Below are 20,992 nucleotides of genomic sequence, written 5' to 3' on the forward strand. Positions count from 1 at the left end.
TCCGCCTTCTGTTCGTGTAAGGCAAGACCCCCTTCACCCTCCCCCTTGCCGCTCTTGTGTACCCCCCAGGGCCGGCGGGTGCGGGTGTTCAAGTGCGGGCCGGATTTCCTGGACCCGCACTGGCACCAACTGGCCAGTGGTGCGCCGGTGCACCAGCTCGATTTGTGGATGAACGGTGAGGCCGACTGCGCGCAGCGGCTGCACGACGCTGCGCGCGAGTCGGACCTGATCCTCATCGAAGGCGTGATGGGTCTGTTTGACGGCAACCCCAGCGCAGCCGACCTAGCCCGGTACTTTGCGGTGCCGGTGCTGGCGGTGGTCGATGCCTCCGCCATGGCGGGCACGTTTGGCGCGCTGGCCTATGGCCTGCGCCACTACCGCCCGGGCCTGCCCTGGGCCGGTGTGCTGGCCAACCGTGTAGGCAGTGCCCGCCATGCCGACATGTTGCGTGACGGCTTGCAAGATGCCGACGACTGGATGGGCGCGCTGATGCGGGTGCAGACAGGCAATGCGCCTTTAGCCGCCAAGGCCGGTGCGGCGCTGCTGCCCGAGCGCCACCTGGGCCTGGTGGCTGCGCACGAGCTGGACGACAGCCTGCAGCGGCTGGACGCAGCGGCCGATGCCCTGGCCGCTACACCCCTGGGCCAGATGACGCTGGAGGATATGCAGCGCTGGGCCGTGGACTTTCCGGCGCCCGCCTCGAAGATTGCTGCGCCATCGCTGCTCGCGGGCCGCACCGTGGCCGTGGGGCGTGACGCGGCGTTCTGTTTTACCTACGCCGCTAATGTGCAATGCCTGGAACAGATGGGCGCCCGCGTGGCGTTCTTCTCGCCCCTGCAAGACACGGCGTTGCCGGACTGCGATGCCGTGTGGCTGCCCGGCGGTTACCCCGAGCTGCACACCGCGCAGATCGCGGCCAACACCGGCATGTTGGCCAGCCTGCGCGCCCATGTGGCCGCGGGCAAACCCATGTGGGCCGAGTGCGGCGGCATGATGGCGCTGTTCGATTCCATCACGCTGACCGATGGCAGCGCGGCTCCGCTGTGGGGCCTGCTGCCGGGCCGCGTGACAATGCAAAAGCGCCTAGCAGCGCTGGGGCCGCAGCAACTGACCGTGGCAGGACACACGTTGCGCGGCCACACCTTCCACTATTCGACCAGCGACAGCAGCGCCCCCGTGGTGGCCCGCACGGCGCGCCCGAACGAGGCGGTTGCGCCGGATGCGGGCGAGGCGCTGTACGAGCAAGGCAGCATCCACGCGAGCTACTTCCATGCGTGGTTCCCTTCGAGTCCCGAGGCGGTGGCGCATCTGCTGGGCGGTGAGAGCAAAGCATGAATTCCGTCTCGCATTCCATCACCACCGAACTCATCCTGGGGGGGCAGAAAAGCGGCAAATCCCGCCGCGCCGAACTGCTGGCACGCGACTGGCTGGCGCAGTCCAGCGACCACCGCGCCGTGCTGATCGCCACGGGCCGGGCCTGGGACGACGAAATGCGCGAACGCATCGCCCGCCACCAACGTGACCGCGCCGAACGGGTGCCTGGCCTGCAAACCGTGGAAGAGCCGCACGACGTGGCCGCAGCCCTCACGCGGCTCAGCACGCCGCACACCCTGGTGGTGGTGGACTGCCTCACGCTGTGGCTCACCCACTGGACCATGCCCATGGGCGTGGAAAGCATGAATTTGGAACAAAAACAGGCGCTAGCGCTTGATTGGAAAGCGCAGAAGGCTATGTTTTTGGTAGCAATTGGACAGTCCCCCGGGCCCGTTGTTCTGGTGGGCAACGAAATTGGCCTGGGGGTCATCCCGATGGGGCGCGAGGTGCGCGCCTTTGTGGATGCACTCGGCACGCTCAACCAGCAGGTGGCGCAGGTGTGCCCCCGCGTGACGCTCATGGCGGCTGGCCTGCCGCTTACCTTGAAAGAACCTCGCTGATGAAACCCACCCCCGTGCGCCGCATCCTCTGGGTGATCGCCATCGTGATTGCGCTGGGCCTGCTCATGGCCGGCTTGGCGCGTGCGCAGCCCGTGCACATCAAGGACGACAAGGGCCGCGAGGTCTCGCTGCCCCGTCCGCCGCAGCGCATCGTCAGCCTGCTGCCCTCGTTGACCGAAAGCGTGTGCGAGCTGGAGCAATGTCACCGGTTGGTGGGTGTGGACCGCTATTCCAACTGGCCAGAAGCGGTAATTGGCAAGTTGCCCAAGGTGGGCGGCGGGCTGGACCCGAGCATCGAGGCCGTCGTGGCGCTCAAGCCCGATGTGGTGTTGATGTCTGTCAGCTCGCGCGCCAGCGACCGGCTGGAGGCGCTAGGCCTCACCGTGGTACAGCTGGAGCCCAAGACACATGCCGACGTGCGCCGCGTGCTGGGCACGGTGAGCGACCTGCTGGGCGTGCCTCGCGCGCAAGGCTCCGACCGTCTCTGGCGCGTGATCGACGCGGGCGTGCTGGCGGCAGCGCAGTCCCTGCCGTCCAAGGCCAAAAATGTGCGTGTGTACTTCGAGGTGAGCCGGGGGCCCTATGCAGCGGGCGAGGCGTCGTTCATTGGCGAGTCGCTCACACGGCTGGGCGTGCGCAACGTGGTGCCCGCGTCGCTCGGACCGTTTCCGCGCCTGAACCCCGAGTTCGTGGTGCGCGCCAACCCCGACATCATCATGATCGGCAACCGCAGCATGCAGGCCATGGTGCCGTACCCCGGCTGGGCTTCCATGCGTGCCATCCGCGAGAACCGGCTGTGCGTGTTTGGCCCCGGCGATTCCGACGTGGTGGTGCGCCCTGGGCCGCGCATGGCCGAGGCGGCCCGCATCATGGCGCGGTGTCTGGTGGACAAAGCTTCATGACCGGCGTTGCCCTGGACTTGCCCACGGGTTCCGCCAGCCGCCGCGCCGCATGGTGTGCCGCCTGGCTGTTGCTCGCCAGCGTGTTGCTGGCCGTGTGTGGCGCCAGCGTGGGCAGTACGGGCTTTGACAGCGTGCTGCGCATGCACGGCGATCCCGTGGCCTGGCAGATCGTATGGGACATCCGCCTGCCGCGCACGGCGGGTGCGTGGCTGGCGGGTGCGCTGCTGGGCCTGTCGGGCGCGGTGGCGCAGGGACTGTTTCGCAACCCGCTGGCCGACCCGTACCTGCTGGGCAGCGCCTCGGGTGCCGCATTGGGCGGGGCGGTGGCGATGGCGATGTTCGGCGTGTCGCCGGTAGCGGCGCAGTGGATGGCACGCATCGGCATCACGGGCATGGCATTTTTGGGCGCGGCGGGGGCGGTGGTGCTCACGCTGCTGCTGGCCAAGGGCGTGCAGCACACGCTGCGCCTGCTGCTGGCGGGGGTGATTGTGGGCGTGGTGCTGGGCGCGCTGCGTGACCTGGTGGAACTGGCCTCGCCCGACATCCTGCAGGCCATGCAGGCCTTCACGCTGGGCAGCACGGCTTTTGTGGGCTGGGCGGCCTGTGTGCTCATGGCCGTGGCCTGGACGCTGTGCTCGGTGGTCGCCTGGATGCTGGCACGTGCGCTGGACGGCCTCACGCTGGGTGAGGCCACGGCCGCCAGCCTGGGCCTGCCGCTCATGCCCATGCGGGTGGGGCTGGTGGCTGCCATGGCGCTGGCCACGGGCACGGCGGTGGCGCAGACGGGGCTCATCGCCTTTGTGGGGCTGGCGGCCCCGCACTTGGTGCGTTCCATCGTGCGCGTCACACACGAACGGCACATCGTGCTCTCCAGCCTGATGGGCGCGGTGCTGCTCATGGCGGCCGACATCCTGGCGCGCTGGCTGCTGGCGCCACAGGAGTTGCCCGTAGGCGTGCTCACGGCGGCCCTGGGCGGCACCTATCTGCTGTGGCTCATGCACCGGCGCACCTCGCAAGGGGGCGCACTATGAAATCAATAGCTATCAGTGCAAATGGAATAAGCGCCAGCATCGGGAATAGCTCAATATTGCAGGGCATTGACCTGCAATTGCCCGCCGGGCGCTGGACCAGCATCGTCGGCCCCAACGGCGCAGGCAAGTCCACGCTTCTCAAGGTGTTGGCTGGCCTGTTGCCGCGCGCCGCGCTGCAGGGCGAAGTGTTGCTGCTGGGCCGCCCGCTGTCGCAGATCCCCGCGCGCGAACGTGCCCGCCAGCTCGCCTGGCTGGGCCAGAACGAAGGCTCGGCCGACGACCTGACCAGTTATGACGTGGCCATGCTCGGCCGCCTGCCGCATCAGGCTTGGCTGGCGCCGCCGGGTGCGGCCGACCATGCAGCGGTGGAGCAGGCGCTGCGCACCACGCAGGCCTGGGACTGGCGCCACCGCCCGCTGTCGCAGCTGTCGGGCGGCGAACGCCAGCGCGTGCTGCTGGCCCGCGCCCTGGCGGTGCAGGCGCAGGTGCTGCTGATGGACGAGCCCCTGGCCAACCTCGACCCGCCGCACCAGACCGACTGGCTGCACACCATGCGTGCATTGGTCGATGCGGGGGGCACGGTGGTCAGCGTGCTGCACGAGGTGTCGCTGGCACTGCAGTCCGACGACATGGTGGTGATGGCACAGGGCCGCGTGCTGCACCAGGGCGCCTGCGATGCACCAGCCACGCACGCGGCGCTGGAGAGCGTGTTTGACCACCGCATCCACGTGCGGCATCTGGATGGCATGTGGATGGCGCTGCCATCGATGCAGCGCAAGCACAGCCAATGAAACAACACATGGATTGAGGGAGTGGAAGCATGAACATCGAATCGGGGTTTTCGCAGGTCGCGCAGTCGTTGCTCTGGCCCGTGCTGGTGCTGGTGGGGCTGGCGTTTGTCTACGCGCTGTGGTCGGGCGGCGCCACGCTCATGGAGGCCTGGCAACGCTGGCGACAGCCGCAGTACCGCTCGCTGCGTGTGCTGCCGGGGCTGTCGATGGAAGAACTGGAGCTGCAACTGGTGCGCCAGGTGGAGCCCGTGCGCCTGCTCAGCCGCCTGTCGCCCATGCTGGGGCTGATCGCCACGATGATCCCGCTGGGCCCCGCGCTGCAGAGCGTGGCGGCGGGCAACGGCCAGCAGGCCCTCGCCGTTTTCAGCGGCGCCTTTGCGGGCGTGGTGCTGGCGCTGGCCGCCGCGTCGGTGGGCCTGGTGGTGTATTCGGTGCGGCGCCGCTGGCTGCTGGCCGAACTGCTGGTGGTGCGCAAGGAGCGTGGGGTGGCGCAATGAGCTTGCGCCACTTGAACGTCCTGGCCGAGGACGACGACGATCCGATGCTGTCCGCCGTGAACCTGGTGGACGTGTTCCTGGTGCTGGTCGTGGCGTTGCTCACGGCCGTGGCCGTGCAGACCCAGACGAGCGCCAACGAAAGCGTCACCATCATCCGCAACCCCGGCCAGCCCGACATGGAAGTGGTCGTGCGCGAGCAGGGCAAGGAAGTGCGCTTCAAGGGCGCTGGCAGCGCAGCGCAAGGGCAGGGCGTGCGCGCGGGCGTGGCCTACAAGCTGGAAGACGGCAATATCGTCTACATCCCTGAAACGGGCGCTGCTCCTGCCAGCGCTTCGGCCGGTGGCGCGGGTGGCTCCGCCACGCCGGCACCCGCCAAGCCATGAAGGCACTGATCTTGCGCGCGGCACTATGGTGCCTGCTGCTGGCTGCGCCGCTGGTGCATGCCGTCCAGGCTGAGAAAGCCTTGGCAGCGGGCGGCGCCGATAAAACAGCGCCGGTGCTGCTCTGGCTCACGTCCGACATCACCACCGCCCCGCGCACGGCCATGGTGCAGCGCCTGGCCTCCGACGCGGGCCTGGGCTTTGTGCACATCGACTACCCGCTGGCCGGCCCGGCGGTACTGGACGCGGCCCAGGCCCAAAAGCTGGAGCGCGCACTGGCAGGCGCCGCCATGGTGTGGGTGGATGCACCGCATGCCAGCGTGGAGGCGCGCTTGCGCCGCATGGTCGGCGCGCAGCTCGATGCCCGCGCCGCACGCGCCCCGGGCCGCGTGGTCTGGGTGCCTGCGGGCACGCCTGCTGTGGACCTGTCCGCGCTGGAGGCTCCTGCCCGCATGGCGGCCTACCTGCAGGCGGGTGGCCCGCGCAATCTCAAGAACGCCATCGCCCTGGCGCGCGCCACGGTGGCAGGTGTTGCGATGCCGACCCTGCCCGCGCCCGACATCCTGCCCGCCCGGGGCATCTACCACCCCGATGCGCCCCGCCTGCTGCCCAACGCCGCCGCGCTGGAGGCCTGGCGCCAGGGCCAGCCCGCGCTGCGCAGCCTGCCCGCCGTGGCCGTGCTGGTGCACCGCCACCACTTCATCGACGGCAGCACGGAGTGGCTCGATGCCTGGCTGCGCACCTTCCGTGAGCAGGGGCTGTTCGCTTATGCGGCCTTTGGCCAGCAGGTCACGGGGCAGACGCTGGCCGAGGTGCTGGAGTTGCCCGCTGAAGGAGGCTCTGGCCCCGGCCCGGGCCGCCTGCATGCCTCTGCCCTGGTGCTGCACCAGCTCGTGCCCCAGGCCGCCGCGCTGCAGCCGCTGCTGGCGCGCTGGGGCGTGCCGCTGCTGGGCACGCAGCCTTACCGTGCAGGCGATGCTGCGGCGTGGGAGGCCAGCGACACGGGACTGTCGCTGTCCGACGTGCCGTTTTACCTGGCACAGCCCGAGGCGGCAGGCGCCATCGACCCCATCCTGGTGGCAGCCCACGGTGCCGAGGGGCAAGACTTTCGCCTCATTGAACGCCAGGCCCAGGCCGTGGCCGCCAAGGCGCGGCGACTGATCGCACTGCAGATGAAGCCTGTTGCGGACAAGCGCCTGGTGGCCATGGTCTACAACTATCCGCCGGGCGGCACCAACTTCGGTGCCTCGTTCCTCAACGTGCCGCGCAGCCTGGAGCAGGTGTCCAGCGGACTGGCCCAGGCAGGCTACCGCACGCAGCAGGTGCCGGAGCAGGGCTGGATCGATGGGCTCAAGCCGCTGCTGGCCGCCTACTACCCTGGCGCCGATGTGCGCGCGCTGCTGCAAAACGGCCAGGCCGCCGCGCTGCCGCTGGCGCGCTATGAGCAGCACCTTGCCACGCTGCCAAAGGCCGTGCGCGAGCGCATGAACGCGTACTGGGGCGCGCCCGAAAAGAGCCGCTACGTGGTCGAGTGGCAGGGCGAAAAGGTGTTCGCCATCCCGCGCCTGCAGGTGGGAAAGCTCTCGGTATTGCCGCAACCCCCGCGCGAAGAAACACTGCGCCTGGGCCAGAACCCGTTCATGCACAAGAGCAAGGCGCCGCTGTCGCACCATTACCTGGCGGTGTACCTGTGGGCGCAGCTGGAGGCCGATGCGCTGATCCACTTTGGCACCCACGGCACGCAGGAATGGGCCGGTGGCAAGGCGCGTGCGCTGGATGTGTACGACGACGCGCTGCTGCCCCTGGGCGATCTGCCTGTGGTCTATCCCTACATCGTGGACAACCTGGGCGAGGCCCTTACGGCCAAGCGCCGGGGCCGCGCCGTGCTGGTGAGCCACCGCACGCCCGTGTTCGCCCCGGCAGGTTTCGAGGCGCGCATGGCCCACATGCACGAGGTGATGCACGAATGGGAAACCGTGGACGAAGGCCCCACGCGCCGCGCGCTCGAAAAGCAGCTGGTGGCGCAGTTTGTAGAACACCAGCTGCACCGCGACCTGGGCTGGAGCGCCGAGCGCATCACGGCCGACTTCCACGGCTTTCTTGAAATCCTGCACCCCTACCTGGACCAGCTCGCGCAAAGCTCGCAGCCCAAGGGCCTGGCCGTGTTCGGCCGCGTGCCCGCGCCCGAGCAGCGGCGCGAGACCATCCTGCAGGCGCTGCGCAAGCCGCTGATCGAGGCGCTGGGCGAAGACATCGACGAAGCCTTCCTCATCAAGCACGACGCGGTGTTGGCCGCACGCCCCGCGCGCTGGCTGGAAGTGGCGCTGACCGACGCGCAGGCCGCCAGCGTGCTGGACCTGCGCCCCGTGCTGCCTGACGCGCCGCCCGCACAGGACGGCTTGGTGCGCGCCGAAGACCATGTGCCCAACCGCGCCGCGCGCAAACCCATCGACACGCCCGCGCTGCTGCAGCTTGCGCAACGCGCGCAGGAGCTGGAGCGCCTGCTGGCCACGGAGGGCGAGCTGCCCGGCATGCTGGCTGCGCTGGAAGGTCGCTACCTGTCCGCTGCGTACGGCGGCGACCCTATCCGCAACCCCGACAGCCTGCCCACAGGCCGCAACCTCACGGGGCTGGACCCGAGCCGCCTGCCCACACGCCAGGCCTATGCCGTGGCGCAGACGCTGTTCAACGACTGGTTCAAGGATTACCAGGCGCGCCATGGCGGCCAGGCGCCAGAGCGTTTGGCGCTGTCGCTGTGGGCAGGTGAAACATTGCGCCACCAGGGCATCATGGAAGCGCAGGCGCTCGTGGCGCTGGGCATGCGCCCGGTGTGGGACGACTCGGGCCGCCCGGCGCGGGTCGAGACCATCCCCGCCGATGAGCTGAAACGCCCGCGCGTCGATGTGCTCATGAGCATCACCGGCTCGTACCGTGACCAGCTCCCCGCGCTGATGGCGCTGCTGGACCGTGCGGTGGCCCAGGCCGCCACGGCCGAGCCCGGCAACGTGATCGCTCGCAATACCGCGCAGATCGGCCAGGAGCTGCGCAAGCAGGGCGTGCCCCGCGCGCAGGCCGAGCAACTGGCGCGTGTGCGCGCGTTCGGCAATGCAGTGGGCGACTATGGCACCGGCCTGTCGGACGCGGTGCAAAGCGACGGCCTGCAAACCAACGATGCGCGCCTGGGCCAGATGTTCCTCGAACGCATGAGCCAGCCTTATCTGGAGGGCGAGCCGGTGACGGGCGTTGCGGGCGGTGTGGCGGCTCAGGCATTGGGTGCCCACCTGCGCCGCACCGATGCCGCCATCCTGTCGCGCAGCTCGCACCTGTATGCCATGGTCAGCTCGGACGACCCGTTCCAGTACCTGGGCGGCCTGTCGGCGGCCGCCCGCGTGGCGGGGCGAGCACAGGGGCTGGAGCTGCATGTGGCCCAGCTGCAGGATGCAGGCGAGCCCACTACCGAGACTGCGCAGCGCGCCATTGCGCTGGAGATGCAGTCGCGCTACCTGCACCCTGGCTGGCTCCAGGCGCAGAAGGCCGAGGGCTATTCGGGCACGCTGCAGGTGCTCAAGGCCGTGCAGTTCGCCTGGGGCTGGCAGGCCGTGGCGCCCGACACGGTGCGCAGCGACCATTGGCAAAGCATTTATGACGTGCTGGTGCGCGACAAGCACCAGCTGGGCCTGCCCGAGTGGCTCAAAGAGCATCCGCAGGCTTATGCCCAGTCGCTGGAGCGCCTGGTGCAGGCGCAGCGCCAGGGCTATTGGCAGGCCGATGCCGACACGCGAAAACAACTGGCGCAGATGTACCAGGAGCTGACGCGTGCCGCGCCGCTGGCGGCCGAGCTGCCCAGCGTGCGCCGCTGGGTGGAGCGAGCGGCTCGTGGTGAGGCCGTAGAGCTGACCCCGCCTGCAGGCATGGCCATTGCCGCGCCGCAGTCGCCAGCCCTGGCAGCGCCACAGCCTGCGCCCCCCGCCGCTGACCTGCCCGCGCCGCCCGCCCAGGCAGAAGCACCACCTTCTGCGCCCGCCGTGCCTACCATGGGCGTGTTGCTGGAGCGGCAGCCGGAGCCAACCCCTTCTGGCAGCGCCACCGAGCCCAGCCCCGTGGAGCGCATGGCCGGCATCGTGGCCCTGCTGGTCATGGCCCTGGTGGCGATGGCGGGCGCCGCGTGGCAGGCGCGCCGTCCGTCCTCGCTGTCTTCCCCGTTGCAACCGGCCGGCGTGTGATGCCCGGTCTCTCTGAAAGAATCGACACCATGCAGATCGAAACCCCGCCCACCGAAAAACGCTACGAAAAGCCCGAGGGCGAACGCCGGGGCCTTGTCATCGTCAACACCGGCGACGGCAAGGGCAAAAGCACGGCCGCCTTTGGCCTGGCGCTGCGCGCCCATGGCCGGGGCAAGGCCGTGAAGATCTTCCAGTTCATGAAGGTGCCCACCGCGCGTTTTGGCGAGCACCGCATGTTCGAGCAGATCGGCCTGCCCATCGAAGGCCTGGGCGACGGCTTCAGCTGGAAGAGCAAGGACCTGGAGCACTCGGCCCAGCTTGCGCGCGACGGCTGGGAAAAGGCGCGCGCCGCCATCCTGTCGGGCGCGCATTTTCTGGTGGTGCTGGACGAGATCACCTACCCGCTGATCTACGGCTGGCTGCCGCTCGACGGCGTGTTGCAGACCCTGCGCGATCGGCCCAAGGACGTGCACGTGTGCCTCACCGGCCGCCGCTGCCCCCCCGAGATCATCGAGCTGGCCGACACCGTGACCGAGATGCAGCTGATCAAGCACGCGTTCAAGGCGGGCATTCCCGCGCAGCGCGGCATCGAAGACTGAGCCACTGTGTCCGAGCACTGGTCCTTGCTACTGCTCCCTGGCCTGGGCTGGCCTGCGGCAGCGGTGTGGATGGGCGTGCCGCTGCTGGCACTGGCCATTGACTGGTGGTTGGGGGAGCCGCCCGCCCGCTGGCACCCGGTGGTGTGGATGGGCACGGCCTTGCACTGGGGGGGGGAGCGGGTGGCCCCGCTGACGCCTTTGGCACAGGACTTTCGGCGTTTTTGGCTGGGGGCGCTAGTGTGGATTGCCTTGGCTGCTATTGTTTTGATAGTTTTCTGGTGGTTGCAGCACTTGGCGTTGATGCTGATAGGTTGGCTTGCCCTCGGCATGCTGGCGCTGCTGCTCAAGCCCCTGCTGGCCTGGCGCATGCTGCACGACGAGGTGCTGGCGGTGGAGGTGGCGCTGGGCCAGTCGCTGCCCGCCGGGCGCGCGCAACTGGCCCGGCTGGTGAGCCGGGACGTGAGCGCTCTCACCGCCGTGCAGGTGCGCGAGTCGGCCATCGAGTCGCTGGCCGAGAACCTCAACGATTCCTTGGTGGCGCCGCTGTTCTGGTTTGCGCTGCTGGGTCTGCCGGGGGCTGCGCTGTACCGCTTTGCGAATACGGCCGATGCCATGTGGGGCTACCCCGGCATGCGCGGTGGGCGCTACTGGCAATGGGCGGGCAAGTGGGCCGCGCGGGCGGACGATGTGCTGTCTTGGGTGCCGGCCCGCATCACCGCCTTGTTGCTGGCGGTGGTCGCCAGGGGACTGCCGTTTTCCACGCTGGCCCGCCAGGCGCGCAAGACGCCATCGCCCAACAGCGGCTGGCCCATGGCGGCCATGGCACTGGCGTTGAACGTGCGCCTGGCCAAGCCCGGGGTGTACACACTGCACAGCAAGGGCCGCCGGGCGGGGCCGCTCGATACGCGGCGCGCTGCACGCCTGGGCACGCAGGTGGTGCTGGCCATGGTGCCCGTGGTGGCGGGCCTGCAGTTGCTGGTGCTGGTGGTGTTTGCTTGGGCGCATGCATGAGCTCGCCGCGTCGTTTCTCTGCGCCCACGCCGTTGCACGGTGGCCCGGACGCCGCGGGCGTTCCGGTGTTTGATTTCTCGACCAACAGCAACGCCTGCGGGCCATGCCCCGAGGCGCTGCACGCCGTGCAGGCGGCCGACGCCACGCGCTACCCCGACCCGGCCTACACGGCGCTGCGCGAGGCCCTCGGCGCCTTCCATGGCGTGGTGCCGGGGCGCATCGTGCTGGCCGCGAGTGCCAGCGAGTTCATCCACCGCATCACCGCGCTGGCCGCACAGCAGGGCGCGGTGCAGGTAGCTGTGCCGCCACACAGCTATGGCGACTACGCCCAGGCCGCGCAGGTGCGCGGGCTGGAGGTGCTGCGGGGCGGCGGCGCCGCAGCGGGCCTGCAATGGGCGTGTGAGCCCTCCAGCCCTCTGGGTGTGGAAGATTCCTCGTTGCGCGGTTGGCGACAAAGCGATGCCGACGTTGCCTGGCGTGTGCTCGACTGCGCGTATGTCCCCCTGCGGCTCGGCGCGGAGGGCGCATGGGCTGGCGCGCCGTCGCCGCTCATGCCCTCGGCCTGCTGGCAGCTCTGGACCCCCAACAAGGCCCTTGGGCTGACGGGTGTACGTGCCGCCTATGCGATTGCGCCGCCAGACTGTGAAGAGCAGGCGCTGGGGCTGACGGCCCTGGCGTCTTCCTGGCCTGTGGGCGCCCACGGCGTGGCACTGCTGCAGGCGTGGACGCAGGCCACCGTGCAGCAATGGCTGGTGCACAGCCTGCGCACCCTGGGCGATTGGAAGGCGCGCCAGCAGACGCTGTGCACCGATCTGGGCTGGGCTGTGCACGCGGGCAGCCTGGCCAACTATTTCTGCGTGCAGCCTGCTACCCACACGTTGCAGAGCGATCTGGCTGCGCTGCGCGCCGGCGGCATCAAGCTGCGCGATGCGGCGTCATTCGGCCTGCCCGGCACCGTGCGCCTGGGGGTGCTGGCGCCCGCCGCACAAGATGCGCTGCAGGCCGCATGGCAGGCCGTCTTGGGCCCTGCGGGCCGTACCATCCCGCATTCCATCGGATCGAGGGAGACCTTGTGAGAACCATCACCGTCAATCGCTACGTCACGCCGCTGCGTGAAGGTGGCTCCATGCCCGCCATCGTCGAGGGCGACGACCTGGGCACCTACGTGCTCAAGTTCCGTGGCGCAGGGCAGGGCGTGCGCGCACTGCTGGCCGAGATCATTGCGGGCGGCATCGCCCGTGCGCTGGGCCTGCCCGTGCCCGAGATCGTGCTGGCCCAGCTCGACCCCGCCCTGGCGCAGACCGAGCCCGACCCCGAAATCCAGGACCTGGTGCGCGCCAGCGGTGGCCTGAACGTGGGGCTGGATTACCTCTCGGGCGCGCTCAATTTCGACCCGGCGGTGGATGTGGTGTCGGATGATTTTGCCTCGCGCCTCGTGTGGTTCGATGCCCTGGTGGGCAATGTGGACCGCACTGCGCGCAACACCAATCTGCTGATGTGGCACCGCCAGCCCTGGCTCATCGACCATGGTGCGGCGCTGACCTTTCACCACGCCTGGAACGGCACGGTGGCCCTGCCCGCCAAACCTTTTACGCCCATTGCCGACCATGTGCTGCTGGCCCGGGCCACGCTGCTCGCGCAGGTGGATGCCGAGCTGGCCGCGCGCCTCACGCCCGAGGTGGTGGCCGGCATCCTGGCCGAGGTGCCCGATGAATTTCTGGTGCTGGCCGGTGCAGATCACGAAGAAGGCCTGCTGACCGCTGCCGCCACCCACCGCCAGGCCTATGTGGACTACTTCTGCGCCCGCCTGGCCGGGCGCGCCACCTGGGTGAATGCACTGAAGGAGGCCGCCGATGCACGTGCCTGAGGTGTATGACTACGCCATCGTGCGCGTGGTGCCGCGTGTGGAGCGGGAAGAGTTCATCAACGCGGGTGTGATCCTGTCGTGCCAGCGCACCGGCTTTCTCCAGGCTGCCATCGCGCTCGATGAAGCGCGTCTGCTGGCCATGGACCCGCACGCCGACATTGACACTGTGCTCCGCCACCTGGCTGCCATCGTCGCCATCTGTGCGGGCGACGAAGGCTGTGGCCCCATCGCCCGCCTGCCGTACCGCCAGCGCTTTCACTGGCTCACCGCCAAACGCAGCGCCATCATCCAGACCTCTCCCGTACACACGGGCCGTTGCACCGATGCGGCCGCAGCACTTGAACACATCATGGACCGCATGGTCCGCCCATTGCCTTGACTGAAAACTCTGCTCCCCAATTGGCCCGTTGCGTGATGGTGCTGGGCACCACCAGCGGCGCCGGCAAAAGCTGGCTCACCACGGCGCTGTGCCGCTACTACAGCAACCAGGGTCTGAAGGTTGCGCCGTTCAAGGCGCAGAACATGAGCAACAACGCACGCGTGGTGCCTGGCCCTGCGGGTGTGATGGGTGAAATCGGCAGCGCCCAGTATTTCCAGGCCCTGGCTGCGCGTGCCGAGCCTGAGGTGCGCATGAACCCGCTGCTGCTCAAGCCCGAGGCCGACACGCACAGCCAGGTCGTGCTGATGGGGCAGGTGAGTGCCGAGCTCACGGCCATGCCCTGGCGCGGCCGCAGCGAAAAGGTGTGGCCGCAGATCGCTGCAGCGCTGGATGCACTGCGTGCCGAGAACGACGTGGTGGTGATCGAGGGCGCCGGTTCGCCCGCCGAAATCAACCTGTACGCCAGCGACATCGTCAACATGCGCGTGGCCCGCCATGCCGATGCACGCTGCCTGCTGGTGACCGACATCGACCGGGGCGGCGCGTTCGCCCACCTGTACGGCACCTGGGCGCTGTTGCCCGAGGATGAGCGGGCGCTGGTCCATGGCTTTGTGCTCAACAAGTTTCGCGGCGATGCCAGCCTGCTGGCGCCTGCGCCGCAGATGCTGCAAGACCTCACTGGTGTGCCCACCGTGGCCACCATCCCCATGCAATGGCGCCATGGCCTGCCCGAGGAGGACGGCGTGTTCGATGACCGCACGTTGTCAGCGGGCGCGGTGCACACCACCGTGGCCGTCATCGCCTACCCGCGCATCAGCAACCTCGACGAGTTCCAGCCACTCAAGAACGTGCCCGGCGTGCGCCTGCTCTGGGCGCGCAGCCCGGCCGACCTGGCGGGCCTCAAGCCCACCGACTGGGTGGTGCTGCCGGGCTCCAAGTCCACCGCTGCCGACCTGGCCTGGCTGCGCGCGCAAGGGCTGGACCAGGCCATTGCCCATCACGCGGGGCAGGGCGGCACGGTGCTGGGCGTGTGTGGCGGCCTGCAGATGCTGGGCGAGGCGCTGATCGATACCGCAGGCATCGACGGCAATGCGCCGGGCCTGGGCCTGCTGCCGCTGGTCACCACCTTCGAGGTTGCCAAGACCGTGGAACGCACCCAGGCGCAGTTTGGCGCAGTGTTGGGGGCCTGGGCCGCGCTGGCGGGTGTGCCCGCCACGGGCTACGAAATCCACCACGGCCAGACCGCCCAGCACCCGGCCATGGCTGCCAAGGGCGATGTGGCGCGCGAGGTCATCCCCGGCATCGCCTGGCAGAACCCGGCGGGCAACGTGCTGGGTGTGTACCTGCACGGCTTGTTCGAGGATGCCGCCGTGCTGCACGCGCTGTTTGGCGCGCAGGTGCCCACGCTGGACAGTGTGTTTGACGGACTCGCGGGCTTTCTGGGCAACAGCTTCACACCGGGCGTGCTGGATGCGCTGGTGGCGCCTTAGCTCGCCGGATACCGTGGCGCCATTCAGCCCCTCACACCCGTTCGCAGTGGCAGGCGAGGGTGGTGTACGGAAAGCGCACGGTGTCCTGCCCGCGCAGCGCGGGGTGTCGGGCTATCAAAGCCTCGATCTGGGCGTACACCTTGGCGCGTTCAGCATCCGGCAGGGCCGCGATGAAACTGATCGACATGAAACGGTCCACGATGACCTGCTGGGGGGGGCCCACATGCTCGTGGGTCAGCCGGGTCTCGACCAATGGGCCGAAACCGAGGTGTGGAAAGGGTTTGCGCCAGTCGCCCTTGTAGAAGCGCGGGGCATCGCCCTCGTGGGGCGTGATGATGGTGGTGAGCTCGGCCACCCAGTCCACCGACTCATCGCGCACGTTCCACACCAGTCCCAGCTTGCCGCCCGGCCGCAGCACGCGGTGAAATTCGTCGAGGGCTTCGCGGGTGGCAAACCAGTGGAAGGCCTGTGCACAGACCACGGCATCCAGCGTGCCGGACGGCAGCGGAATGGCCTGTGCCGTGCCCGCCACGGCGCGCACCGTGGGCAGTTGCAACGCTTCGATCTTGGCGTGCATGGCGTCCACGGGCTCCACGCCCACCACCGTGGCCCCGGTGGTTGCGAGCAGCGCGGTGAACTTGCCGGTGCCCGCGCCCACATCGGCCACCTCGCGACCGGGGCCCAGTCCCAACGTCTGTGCCAGCCAGGCCGACAGCGCTGCCGGGTAGTCCGGCCTGCCGCGCGCGTAGGCCTGCGCTTCTTTTTCAAAACCCTGCTGTGCCGCTTTGTGCACGGCGTTCTTTGTGTTCTCCATCACCATGACCTCACCTTTCGTACTTCCATCCGTTGCTGACCTGCATGATGCCGCGTTGGCCAGCCGCCTGCAGCACGTCATTGACCACAAGACCAAGCCCCTGGGCTCGCTGGGCCTGCTGGAGCGCCTGGCGTTGCGCCTGGGCGTGATTCTGGGCACCGAATCCCCCGTGCTGCATGCCCCCCAGATGCTGGTGTGCGCGGGCGACCACGGCCTGGCCGCGCGGGGTGTCTCTGCGTTCCCGAGCGATGTGACCTGGCAGATGGTGGAGAACTTTCTGGCGGGTGGCGCGGCCGTGAGCGTGCTTGCGCGCCAGCATGGCCTGGGCCTCACGGTGGTGGACTGTGGCGTGGCCAGACCTATCGCTGCGCGCGATACAGCACCCGGCCAGCCCCGCTTGTTGCTACGCAAGGTGGCACCCGGCACGCAGGATGCCTCCGTCGGCCCAGCGATGAGTGCCGAGCAATGCGCCCAGGCGCTGGCCAACGGGGTGGAGGTGGTGCGTGCCCTGCCAGGCAACGCCTTGCTGCTGGGCGAGATGGGGATTGCCAACACCTCGGTGGCATCACTGCTGCTGGCGCGCCTGGCGGGGCTGCCGCTGGTCGAGGTGACGGGCGCGGGCACGGGGCTGGATGCTGCGGGCATCGAACGCAAGCGCGCCGTGCTGCAGCAGGCGCTGGATGCCAATGCGGGCGCCACCAGTCCGCTGGAGGCCCTGGCTGCCCTGGGGGGCTACGAGGTGGCCACGCTGGTGGGCGCAGTGCTGCAGGCAGCGGCCGAGCGGCGCGTGATTGTGGTGGACGGCTTCATCACCAGCGCGGCCGTGCTGGTGGCCAGCCGCATCGCGCCGCAGGTGCTGCAGCGCTGCGTGTTTGCCCACCGTTCGGGCGAACGGGGCCACAGCCTGATGCTGGCGCAGATGCAGGCCGAGCCCTTGCTGGACCTGGGCATGCGCCTGGGCGAGGGATCGGGCGCGGCGCTGGCCTGGCCGTTGCTGCAATCGGCCTGCGCCGTGCTGCGCGAGATGGCGAGTTTTGAATCGGCTGGCGTGGCGACGCAGACGGCCTGAGCCGCCCTGCTTGGGCAGGCTCTAGCCCACGACGGTCTGGTTGCGGCCTTCTTCCTTGGCGCGGTACAGCGCGGCGTCGGCGCGGGAGAGCATCGCGTCCAGGGTCTCGTGTGACCCGGACCAGCTGGTCAGCCCGATGCTCACCTCGCAGTCCAGCGGGTGCCCCGAGGCCAGCGTGGCGTGGATGCGCTGGGCCACGGCCAGGGCCGCTTGCGCGTCGGCTCCCGGCAGCAGCACCAGAAATTCCTCGCCCCCGTAGCGACCCAGGCGGTCGGCGCGGCGCAGCACCTGGCGGGTGCGCTCGGCAAAGTGCACCAACACCGCATCGCCGTGCTGGTGGCCGCGCGTGTCGTTCACCGCTTTGAAGTTGTCCAGGTCCACCATCATGATGGACGGACCGCCGCCGTAGCGCTGCGCGCGCTCCAGCTCGTCCTCGCAGCGCTGCAGCAAGGCACGGCGGTTGAGGGTTTGGGTCAGCGAGTCATAGGTGGCCAGGTGCTCCAGCTCGGTGCGCAAGCGGTCCGTGGCCATCAGCACCGCGCCGATGGACAGCATCAGCACGGTGAGCGCATAGGCACCGATGTACAGGGTCTGGAACAGCGAGGGCTCCATCAGGTCGTTGCCCGCGTGCCCAGCCAGGATGGAACCCAGCCTGACCCCCAGTACCAGCATGTGCAGGCCCAGCATCACCTCTACCAGCCGCACCGGGAAGTTGCGCCCCCCGTGGCGCAGCATGAAGCGCAGTTGCGCGGCGTACAGCGCCCCCATCACCACGGTGAAGAACCCCACCCGCACCGCGTAGTTGGGCCACCCGTAGGTCAGCCAGGCAAACACCACCGTGGTGCCGGCCATCACCCAGTTCCAGGTGCGCCAGGTGGCGGGCTGGCCCATGAACTGGCGGGTGCCCATGTAATAAGTGACCGAGCCCAGCACCAGCAGCTGGTTGGCCAGCACCAGGCCCAGCCAGTCGGGGATGGCGCCACGCGCGCCAAACAGCACGGTGGACAGCAGCCACAGCAATGGCGCCGCCGCCCATCCGCCCACGCCCCGGATGCTGGGCGGGTAGTGCCGCCGCATGAACAGCAGCACCAGGGCCATGACGGCAGACATGAAGCCCGCAAGGGCGATCATGGAGCGCGGGTCGAGGTTCGTCATGCGGCAGGCAAGAGGAGGGGGAGGGACGTGCCGACGTAATAAATTGTTTCAAAGGCGAAGCCAGTATAGCTACGCACCCGCACAGCTCAGCGCTGTTTCGGTGCATGGTTTGCCCGAGGTTGGGTCGGGGGAAGCGCTGCTGTGGACCGGTATGGGGCGGGATGTTGCGCCGTGTTGGTGCATTTTGTATGCAAAGTTCATAAAACATTGTGTACAAAGTTGGCATGGGCCTTGCCTAGGGCATACGCCATGCAAAGTACTCCTCCTGCGCCTACCCCCGCGGCCATAGAAATCATTGCGCTCACCAAGCGCTATGCCAGCGGCAAGCCTGCCGTGGATGCGATCAACCTGCGCATTGCCAGCGGCAGCTACTGCTGCCTGCTGGGGCCTTCGGGCTGCGGCAAGAGCACCACGTTGCGCATGATTGCCGGGCACGAATCGGTGACGAGCGGCGACATCCTGCTGGAGAACCGCAACATCACCGACCTGCCCGCCGCTGCACGCGGCACGGCCATGATGTTCCAGAGCTTTGCGCTGTTTCCGCACCTCTCTGCGCTGGACAACGTGGCCTTCAGCCTGAAGATGAAAGGCGTGGCCAAGGCCGAACGCCAAGCCAAGGCGCGCGACCTGCTGGAGCGCGTGGCCCTGGGTCATCTGGCCGAACGCAAACCAGCTGAACTTTCGGGCGGGCAGCAGCAGCGTGTGGCGCTAGCCCGTGCCCTCATCACCCAGCCGCGTGTGCTGCTGCTCGATGAGCCGCTGTCGGCCCTCGACCCTTTTTTGCGCATCCAGATGCGCGCCGAGCTGCGCCGCTGGCAAAAAGAGCTGGGCCTGACTTTTATCCATGTGACCCACAGCCAGGAAGAGGCTATGGCCCTGGCCGACACCATGGTGGTGATGAACCACGGCGTGATCGAGCAGGTGGGCTCGCCCCACGAGGTCTACAACCGGCCCGCCAGCGAATTCGTGGCGCGATTCATGGGGGGGCACAACGTGATCGACACGCCCGAAGGCAAGGTGGGCGTGCGCACCGATCACCTGCAGATTGCCCCCGCCAGTGCCGAATTGCCCTGGGGTGCCCAGCGCATGCAGGCCGTGGTGACCGACGTGGAATATCAAGGCACCTACGTGCTGCTGGGCTTGCAAAAGCAGGGCGTGGCTCTGTCGGCCAACGCCACGGCGGCGTATTCAGTGATGGTGTCCGAGGCCACCTTTGCCGCGCAGCCCTACCAGGTGGGGCAGGGCGTGCAGTTGCACTGGACGCCCGACCAGGCGCACCCGCTGTCCGTGCCCGCTCCCGCAATGGCCGTCGCCGCCTGACCGCGCCGCCACGTTCCCTCTTTTTTCACCCGTCCCCTTCCGCAACCCAAGGAGTTTTCCCATGTCCGATGCTTCCCGTGCTGATTCCCCTGTTGTTGTCTCCGATGCCACTGGAGTGGCGCGCCGCTCGTTGCTCAAGGGCACGGCGGGCATCCTGGCCGCTGGCATGTTCCCGGCCGTGCATTCGCAGGAAAAGATCGTGCTGCGCTACCTGGGCACGGCGGTGAACCAGGACAAGGCGATTGCCGAAAAATTCAAGGCCGACACCGGCATCGAGATCCAGTACGTGGCCGTGACCACGGACGACGTGACCAAGCGCGCTGTGACCGCGCCCAACAGCTTTGATCTGATCGACACCGAGTACTTCTCGCTGAAAAAGATCGTGCCCACGGGCAACTTGAAGGGCATCGACACCAAGCGCATCAAGAACGCCGACAAGATCACCACGCTGTTCACTACGGGCATGGTCAACGGCAAGGCCGTGGGCGACCAGGGCACTGCACCCAAGAAGGTGATCTACCTGGAAGGCGAAAAATCCAAGAAGTTTGCGACCGCGCCCACGCAGTTCATGTCGCTCATCCCGACCACCTACAACGCCGACACGCTGGGCATCCGCCCCGACCTGATCAAGCGCCCCATCAACTCTTGGGCCGAGCTGCTCAACCCCGAGTTCAAGGGCAAGACCGCAATCCTCAACATCCCCTCCATCGGCATCATGGACGCCGCCATGGTGGTCGAGGCCATGGGCATCTACAAGTACCCCGACAAGGGCAACATGACCAAGAAGGAGATTGATCTGACGATCAAGACCCTGATCGAAGCCAAGAAGCAGGGCCAGTTCCGTGCGCTGTGGAAGGACTTCAACGAGTCGGTGAACCTGATGGCATCGGGCGAAGTGGTGATCCAGTCGATGTGGAGCCCCGCCGTCACGGCCGTGCGCACCAAGGGCATCGCCTGCAACTTCCAGCCCCTGAAGGAAGGCTACCGCGCCTGGGCCGCAGGCTTTGGCCTGCCCGCCACGCTGAGTGGCCGCAAGCTCGATGGCGCCTACGAGTTCATCAACTGGTTCCTCGACGGCTGGGCCGGTGCGTACCTGAACCGCCAGGGCTACTACAGCGCCGTTCTGGAAACTGCCAAGTCCAAGATGGAAGCCTACGAGTGGGCCTACTGGATGGAAGGCAAGCCCGCCACGCAGGACATCAAGAGCCCCAATGGTGATGTGCTGGCCAAGGCCGGCGCGGTGCGCGACGGCGGCAGCTATGAGTCGCGCATGGGTGGTATCGCCTGCTGGAATGCGCTGATGGATGAGAACAACTACATGGTTCAAAAATGGAATGAGTTTGTAGCGGCGTAGAGGTTTCGCCCCCTGAGGCGCTGCGCGCCTTCCCCCTCTCTCATATTGCTTCGCAATCTGGGAGGGGGACGCTCCCAGCGCGGCGGGGCGGCCCTTGCGCGGGAGCACTGGTCTTGGGTAGCGCCAGTTTTAGAGATGTGCGCCGAATTTCAGACCCTTGGATTCATTGATTGCAA

At 68.2% G+C, this 20,992-nt stretch carries 19 protein-coding genes; 17 read left to right on the forward strand and 2 right to left on the reverse strand.

The window, feature by feature from the left end; genetic code table 11:
• Positions 1 to 45 precede the first annotated feature (45 nt).
• From AC1Q64_RS04060 to AC1Q64_RS04125, 14 genes are all read left to right on the forward strand, one after another.
• Positions 46 to 1,335, forward strand: a complete 1,290-nt coding sequence (locus AC1Q64_RS04060) for a cobyrinic acid a,c-diamide synthase CobB (RefSeq protein WP_492250545.1) — start codon at positions 46 to 48, stop codon at positions 1,333 to 1,335.
• A complete protein-coding gene (locus AC1Q64_RS04065; RefSeq protein WP_492250546.1) occupies positions 1,332 to 1,934 on the forward strand; it encodes a bifunctional adenosylcobinamide kinase/adenosylcobinamide-phosphate guanylyltransferase in 603 nt (200 codons plus the stop codon). Before AC1Q64_RS04060 ends, AC1Q64_RS04065 begins: the two co-directional genes overlap by 4 nt.
• Positions 1,934 to 2,836 (forward strand): ABC transporter substrate-binding protein, encoded by a 903-nt coding sequence (locus tag AC1Q64_RS04070; protein ID WP_492250547.1) that lies wholly within the window; start codon positions 1,934 to 1,936, stop codon positions 2,834 to 2,836. The genes AC1Q64_RS04065 and AC1Q64_RS04070 overlap by 1 nt, the downstream gene beginning before the upstream one ends.
• A complete protein-coding gene (locus tag AC1Q64_RS04075) occupies positions 2,833 to 3,867 on the forward strand; it encodes a FecCD family ABC transporter permease (RefSeq protein WP_492250548.1) in 1,035 nt (344 codons plus the stop codon). Before AC1Q64_RS04070 ends, AC1Q64_RS04075 begins: the two co-directional genes overlap by 4 nt.
• On the forward strand, positions 3,864 to 4,658 hold the full coding sequence (locus AC1Q64_RS04080) for an ABC transporter ATP-binding protein (RefSeq protein ID WP_492250549.1): 795 nt from the start codon (positions 3,864 to 3,866) through the stop codon (positions 4,656 to 4,658). The genes AC1Q64_RS04075 and AC1Q64_RS04080 overlap by 4 nt, the downstream gene beginning before the upstream one ends.
• Before the next feature lie 29 nt (positions 4,659 to 4,687).
• Positions 4,688 to 5,155: a hypothetical protein gene (locus AC1Q64_RS04085; protein ID WP_492250550.1), complete on the forward strand. Its 468-nt coding sequence runs from the start codon at positions 4,688 to 4,690 to the stop codon at positions 5,153 to 5,155.
• Complete coding sequence (locus AC1Q64_RS04090; RefSeq protein WP_116747427.1) at positions 5,152 to 5,538, forward strand: DUF2149 domain-containing protein; 387 nt, start codon at positions 5,152 to 5,154, stop codon at positions 5,536 to 5,538. The genes AC1Q64_RS04085 and AC1Q64_RS04090 overlap by 4 nt, the downstream gene beginning before the upstream one ends.
• Positions 5,535 to 9,758 carry a cobaltochelatase subunit CobN gene (gene cobN / locus AC1Q64_RS04095; protein ID WP_492250551.1) on the forward strand — a complete coding sequence of 1,408 codons (4,224 nt, stop codon included), beginning with the start codon at positions 5,535 to 5,537 and terminating at the stop codon, positions 9,756 to 9,758. The genes AC1Q64_RS04090 and cobN overlap by 4 nt, the downstream gene beginning before the upstream one ends.
• Before the next feature lie 29 nt (positions 9,759 to 9,787).
• On the forward strand, positions 9,788 to 10,357 hold the full coding sequence (gene cobO / locus AC1Q64_RS04100; protein ID WP_056064339.1) for a cob(I)yrinic acid a,c-diamide adenosyltransferase: 570 nt from the start codon (positions 9,788 to 9,790) through the stop codon (positions 10,355 to 10,357).
• Positions 10,358 to 10,426: 69 nt separating this feature from the next.
• Positions 10,427 to 11,368, forward strand: a complete 942-nt coding sequence (cbiB, locus tag AC1Q64_RS04105) for an adenosylcobinamide-phosphate synthase CbiB (RefSeq protein WP_492250682.1) — start codon at positions 10,427 to 10,429, stop codon at positions 11,366 to 11,368.
• Entirely contained in the window at positions 11,365 to 12,444 is a 1,080-nt protein-coding gene (locus AC1Q64_RS04110; protein WP_492250552.1) for an aminotransferase class I/II-fold pyridoxal phosphate-dependent enzyme, read from the forward strand. The genes cbiB and AC1Q64_RS04110 overlap by 4 nt, the downstream gene beginning before the upstream one ends.
• Positions 12,441 to 13,235 (forward strand): HipA family kinase, encoded by a 795-nt coding sequence (locus tag AC1Q64_RS04115; RefSeq protein ID WP_492250553.1) that lies wholly within the window; start codon positions 12,441 to 12,443, stop codon positions 13,233 to 13,235. Before AC1Q64_RS04110 ends, AC1Q64_RS04115 begins: the two co-directional genes overlap by 4 nt.
• Entirely contained in the window at positions 13,222 to 13,614 is a 393-nt protein-coding gene (locus AC1Q64_RS04120; protein WP_492250554.1) for a DUF3037 domain-containing protein, read from the forward strand. Before AC1Q64_RS04115 ends, AC1Q64_RS04120 begins: the two co-directional genes overlap by 14 nt.
• 35 nt (positions 13,615 to 13,649) lie before the next feature.
• Complete coding sequence (locus AC1Q64_RS04125; RefSeq protein ID WP_492250683.1) at positions 13,650 to 15,104, forward strand: cobyric acid synthase; 1,455 nt, start codon at positions 13,650 to 13,652, stop codon at positions 15,102 to 15,104.
• A 31-nt stretch (positions 15,105 to 15,135) separates the two neighbouring features.
• On the opposite strand, the gene AC1Q64_RS04130 is transcribed toward AC1Q64_RS04125, so the two are convergent.
• The gene (locus tag AC1Q64_RS04130; RefSeq protein ID WP_492250555.1) at positions 15,136 to 15,924 is read right to left on the reverse strand and encodes a class I SAM-dependent methyltransferase; all 789 of its coding nucleotides are present in this window, start codon (positions 15,922 to 15,924) and stop codon (positions 15,136 to 15,138) included.
• Between AC1Q64_RS04130 and cobT the strand changes: the two genes are divergently transcribed.
• Entirely contained in the window at positions 15,923 to 16,987 is a 1,065-nt protein-coding gene (cobT, locus tag AC1Q64_RS04135; RefSeq protein ID WP_492250556.1) for a nicotinate-nucleotide--dimethylbenzimidazole phosphoribosyltransferase, read from the forward strand. The genes AC1Q64_RS04130 and cobT overlap by 2 nt on opposite strands.
• 21 nt (positions 16,988 to 17,008) lie before the next feature.
• Here the strand turns inward: cobT and AC1Q64_RS04140 are convergent, their stop codons facing one another.
• Entirely contained in the window at positions 17,009 to 18,142 is a 1,134-nt protein-coding gene (locus tag AC1Q64_RS04140) for a GGDEF domain-containing protein (protein WP_233584229.1), read from the reverse strand.
• 249 nt (positions 18,143 to 18,391) lie between these two features.
• On the opposite strand from AC1Q64_RS04140, the gene AC1Q64_RS04145 reads away from it, so the two are divergent.
• Positions 18,392 to 19,462 carry an ABC transporter ATP-binding protein gene (locus AC1Q64_RS04145; RefSeq protein WP_492250557.1) on the forward strand — a complete coding sequence of 357 codons (1,071 nt, stop codon included), beginning with the start codon at positions 18,392 to 18,394 and terminating at the stop codon, positions 19,460 to 19,462.
• 61 nt (positions 19,463 to 19,523) lie between these two features.
• The gene (locus tag AC1Q64_RS04150; RefSeq protein ID WP_492250558.1) at positions 19,524 to 20,816 is read left to right on the forward strand and encodes an ABC transporter substrate-binding protein; all 1,293 of its coding nucleotides are present in this window, start codon (positions 19,524 to 19,526) and stop codon (positions 20,814 to 20,816) included.
• Positions 20,817 to 20,992 lie beyond the last annotated feature (176 nt).

Source organism: Acidovorax sp. GW835-FHT14G06 (assembly GCF_058793595.1).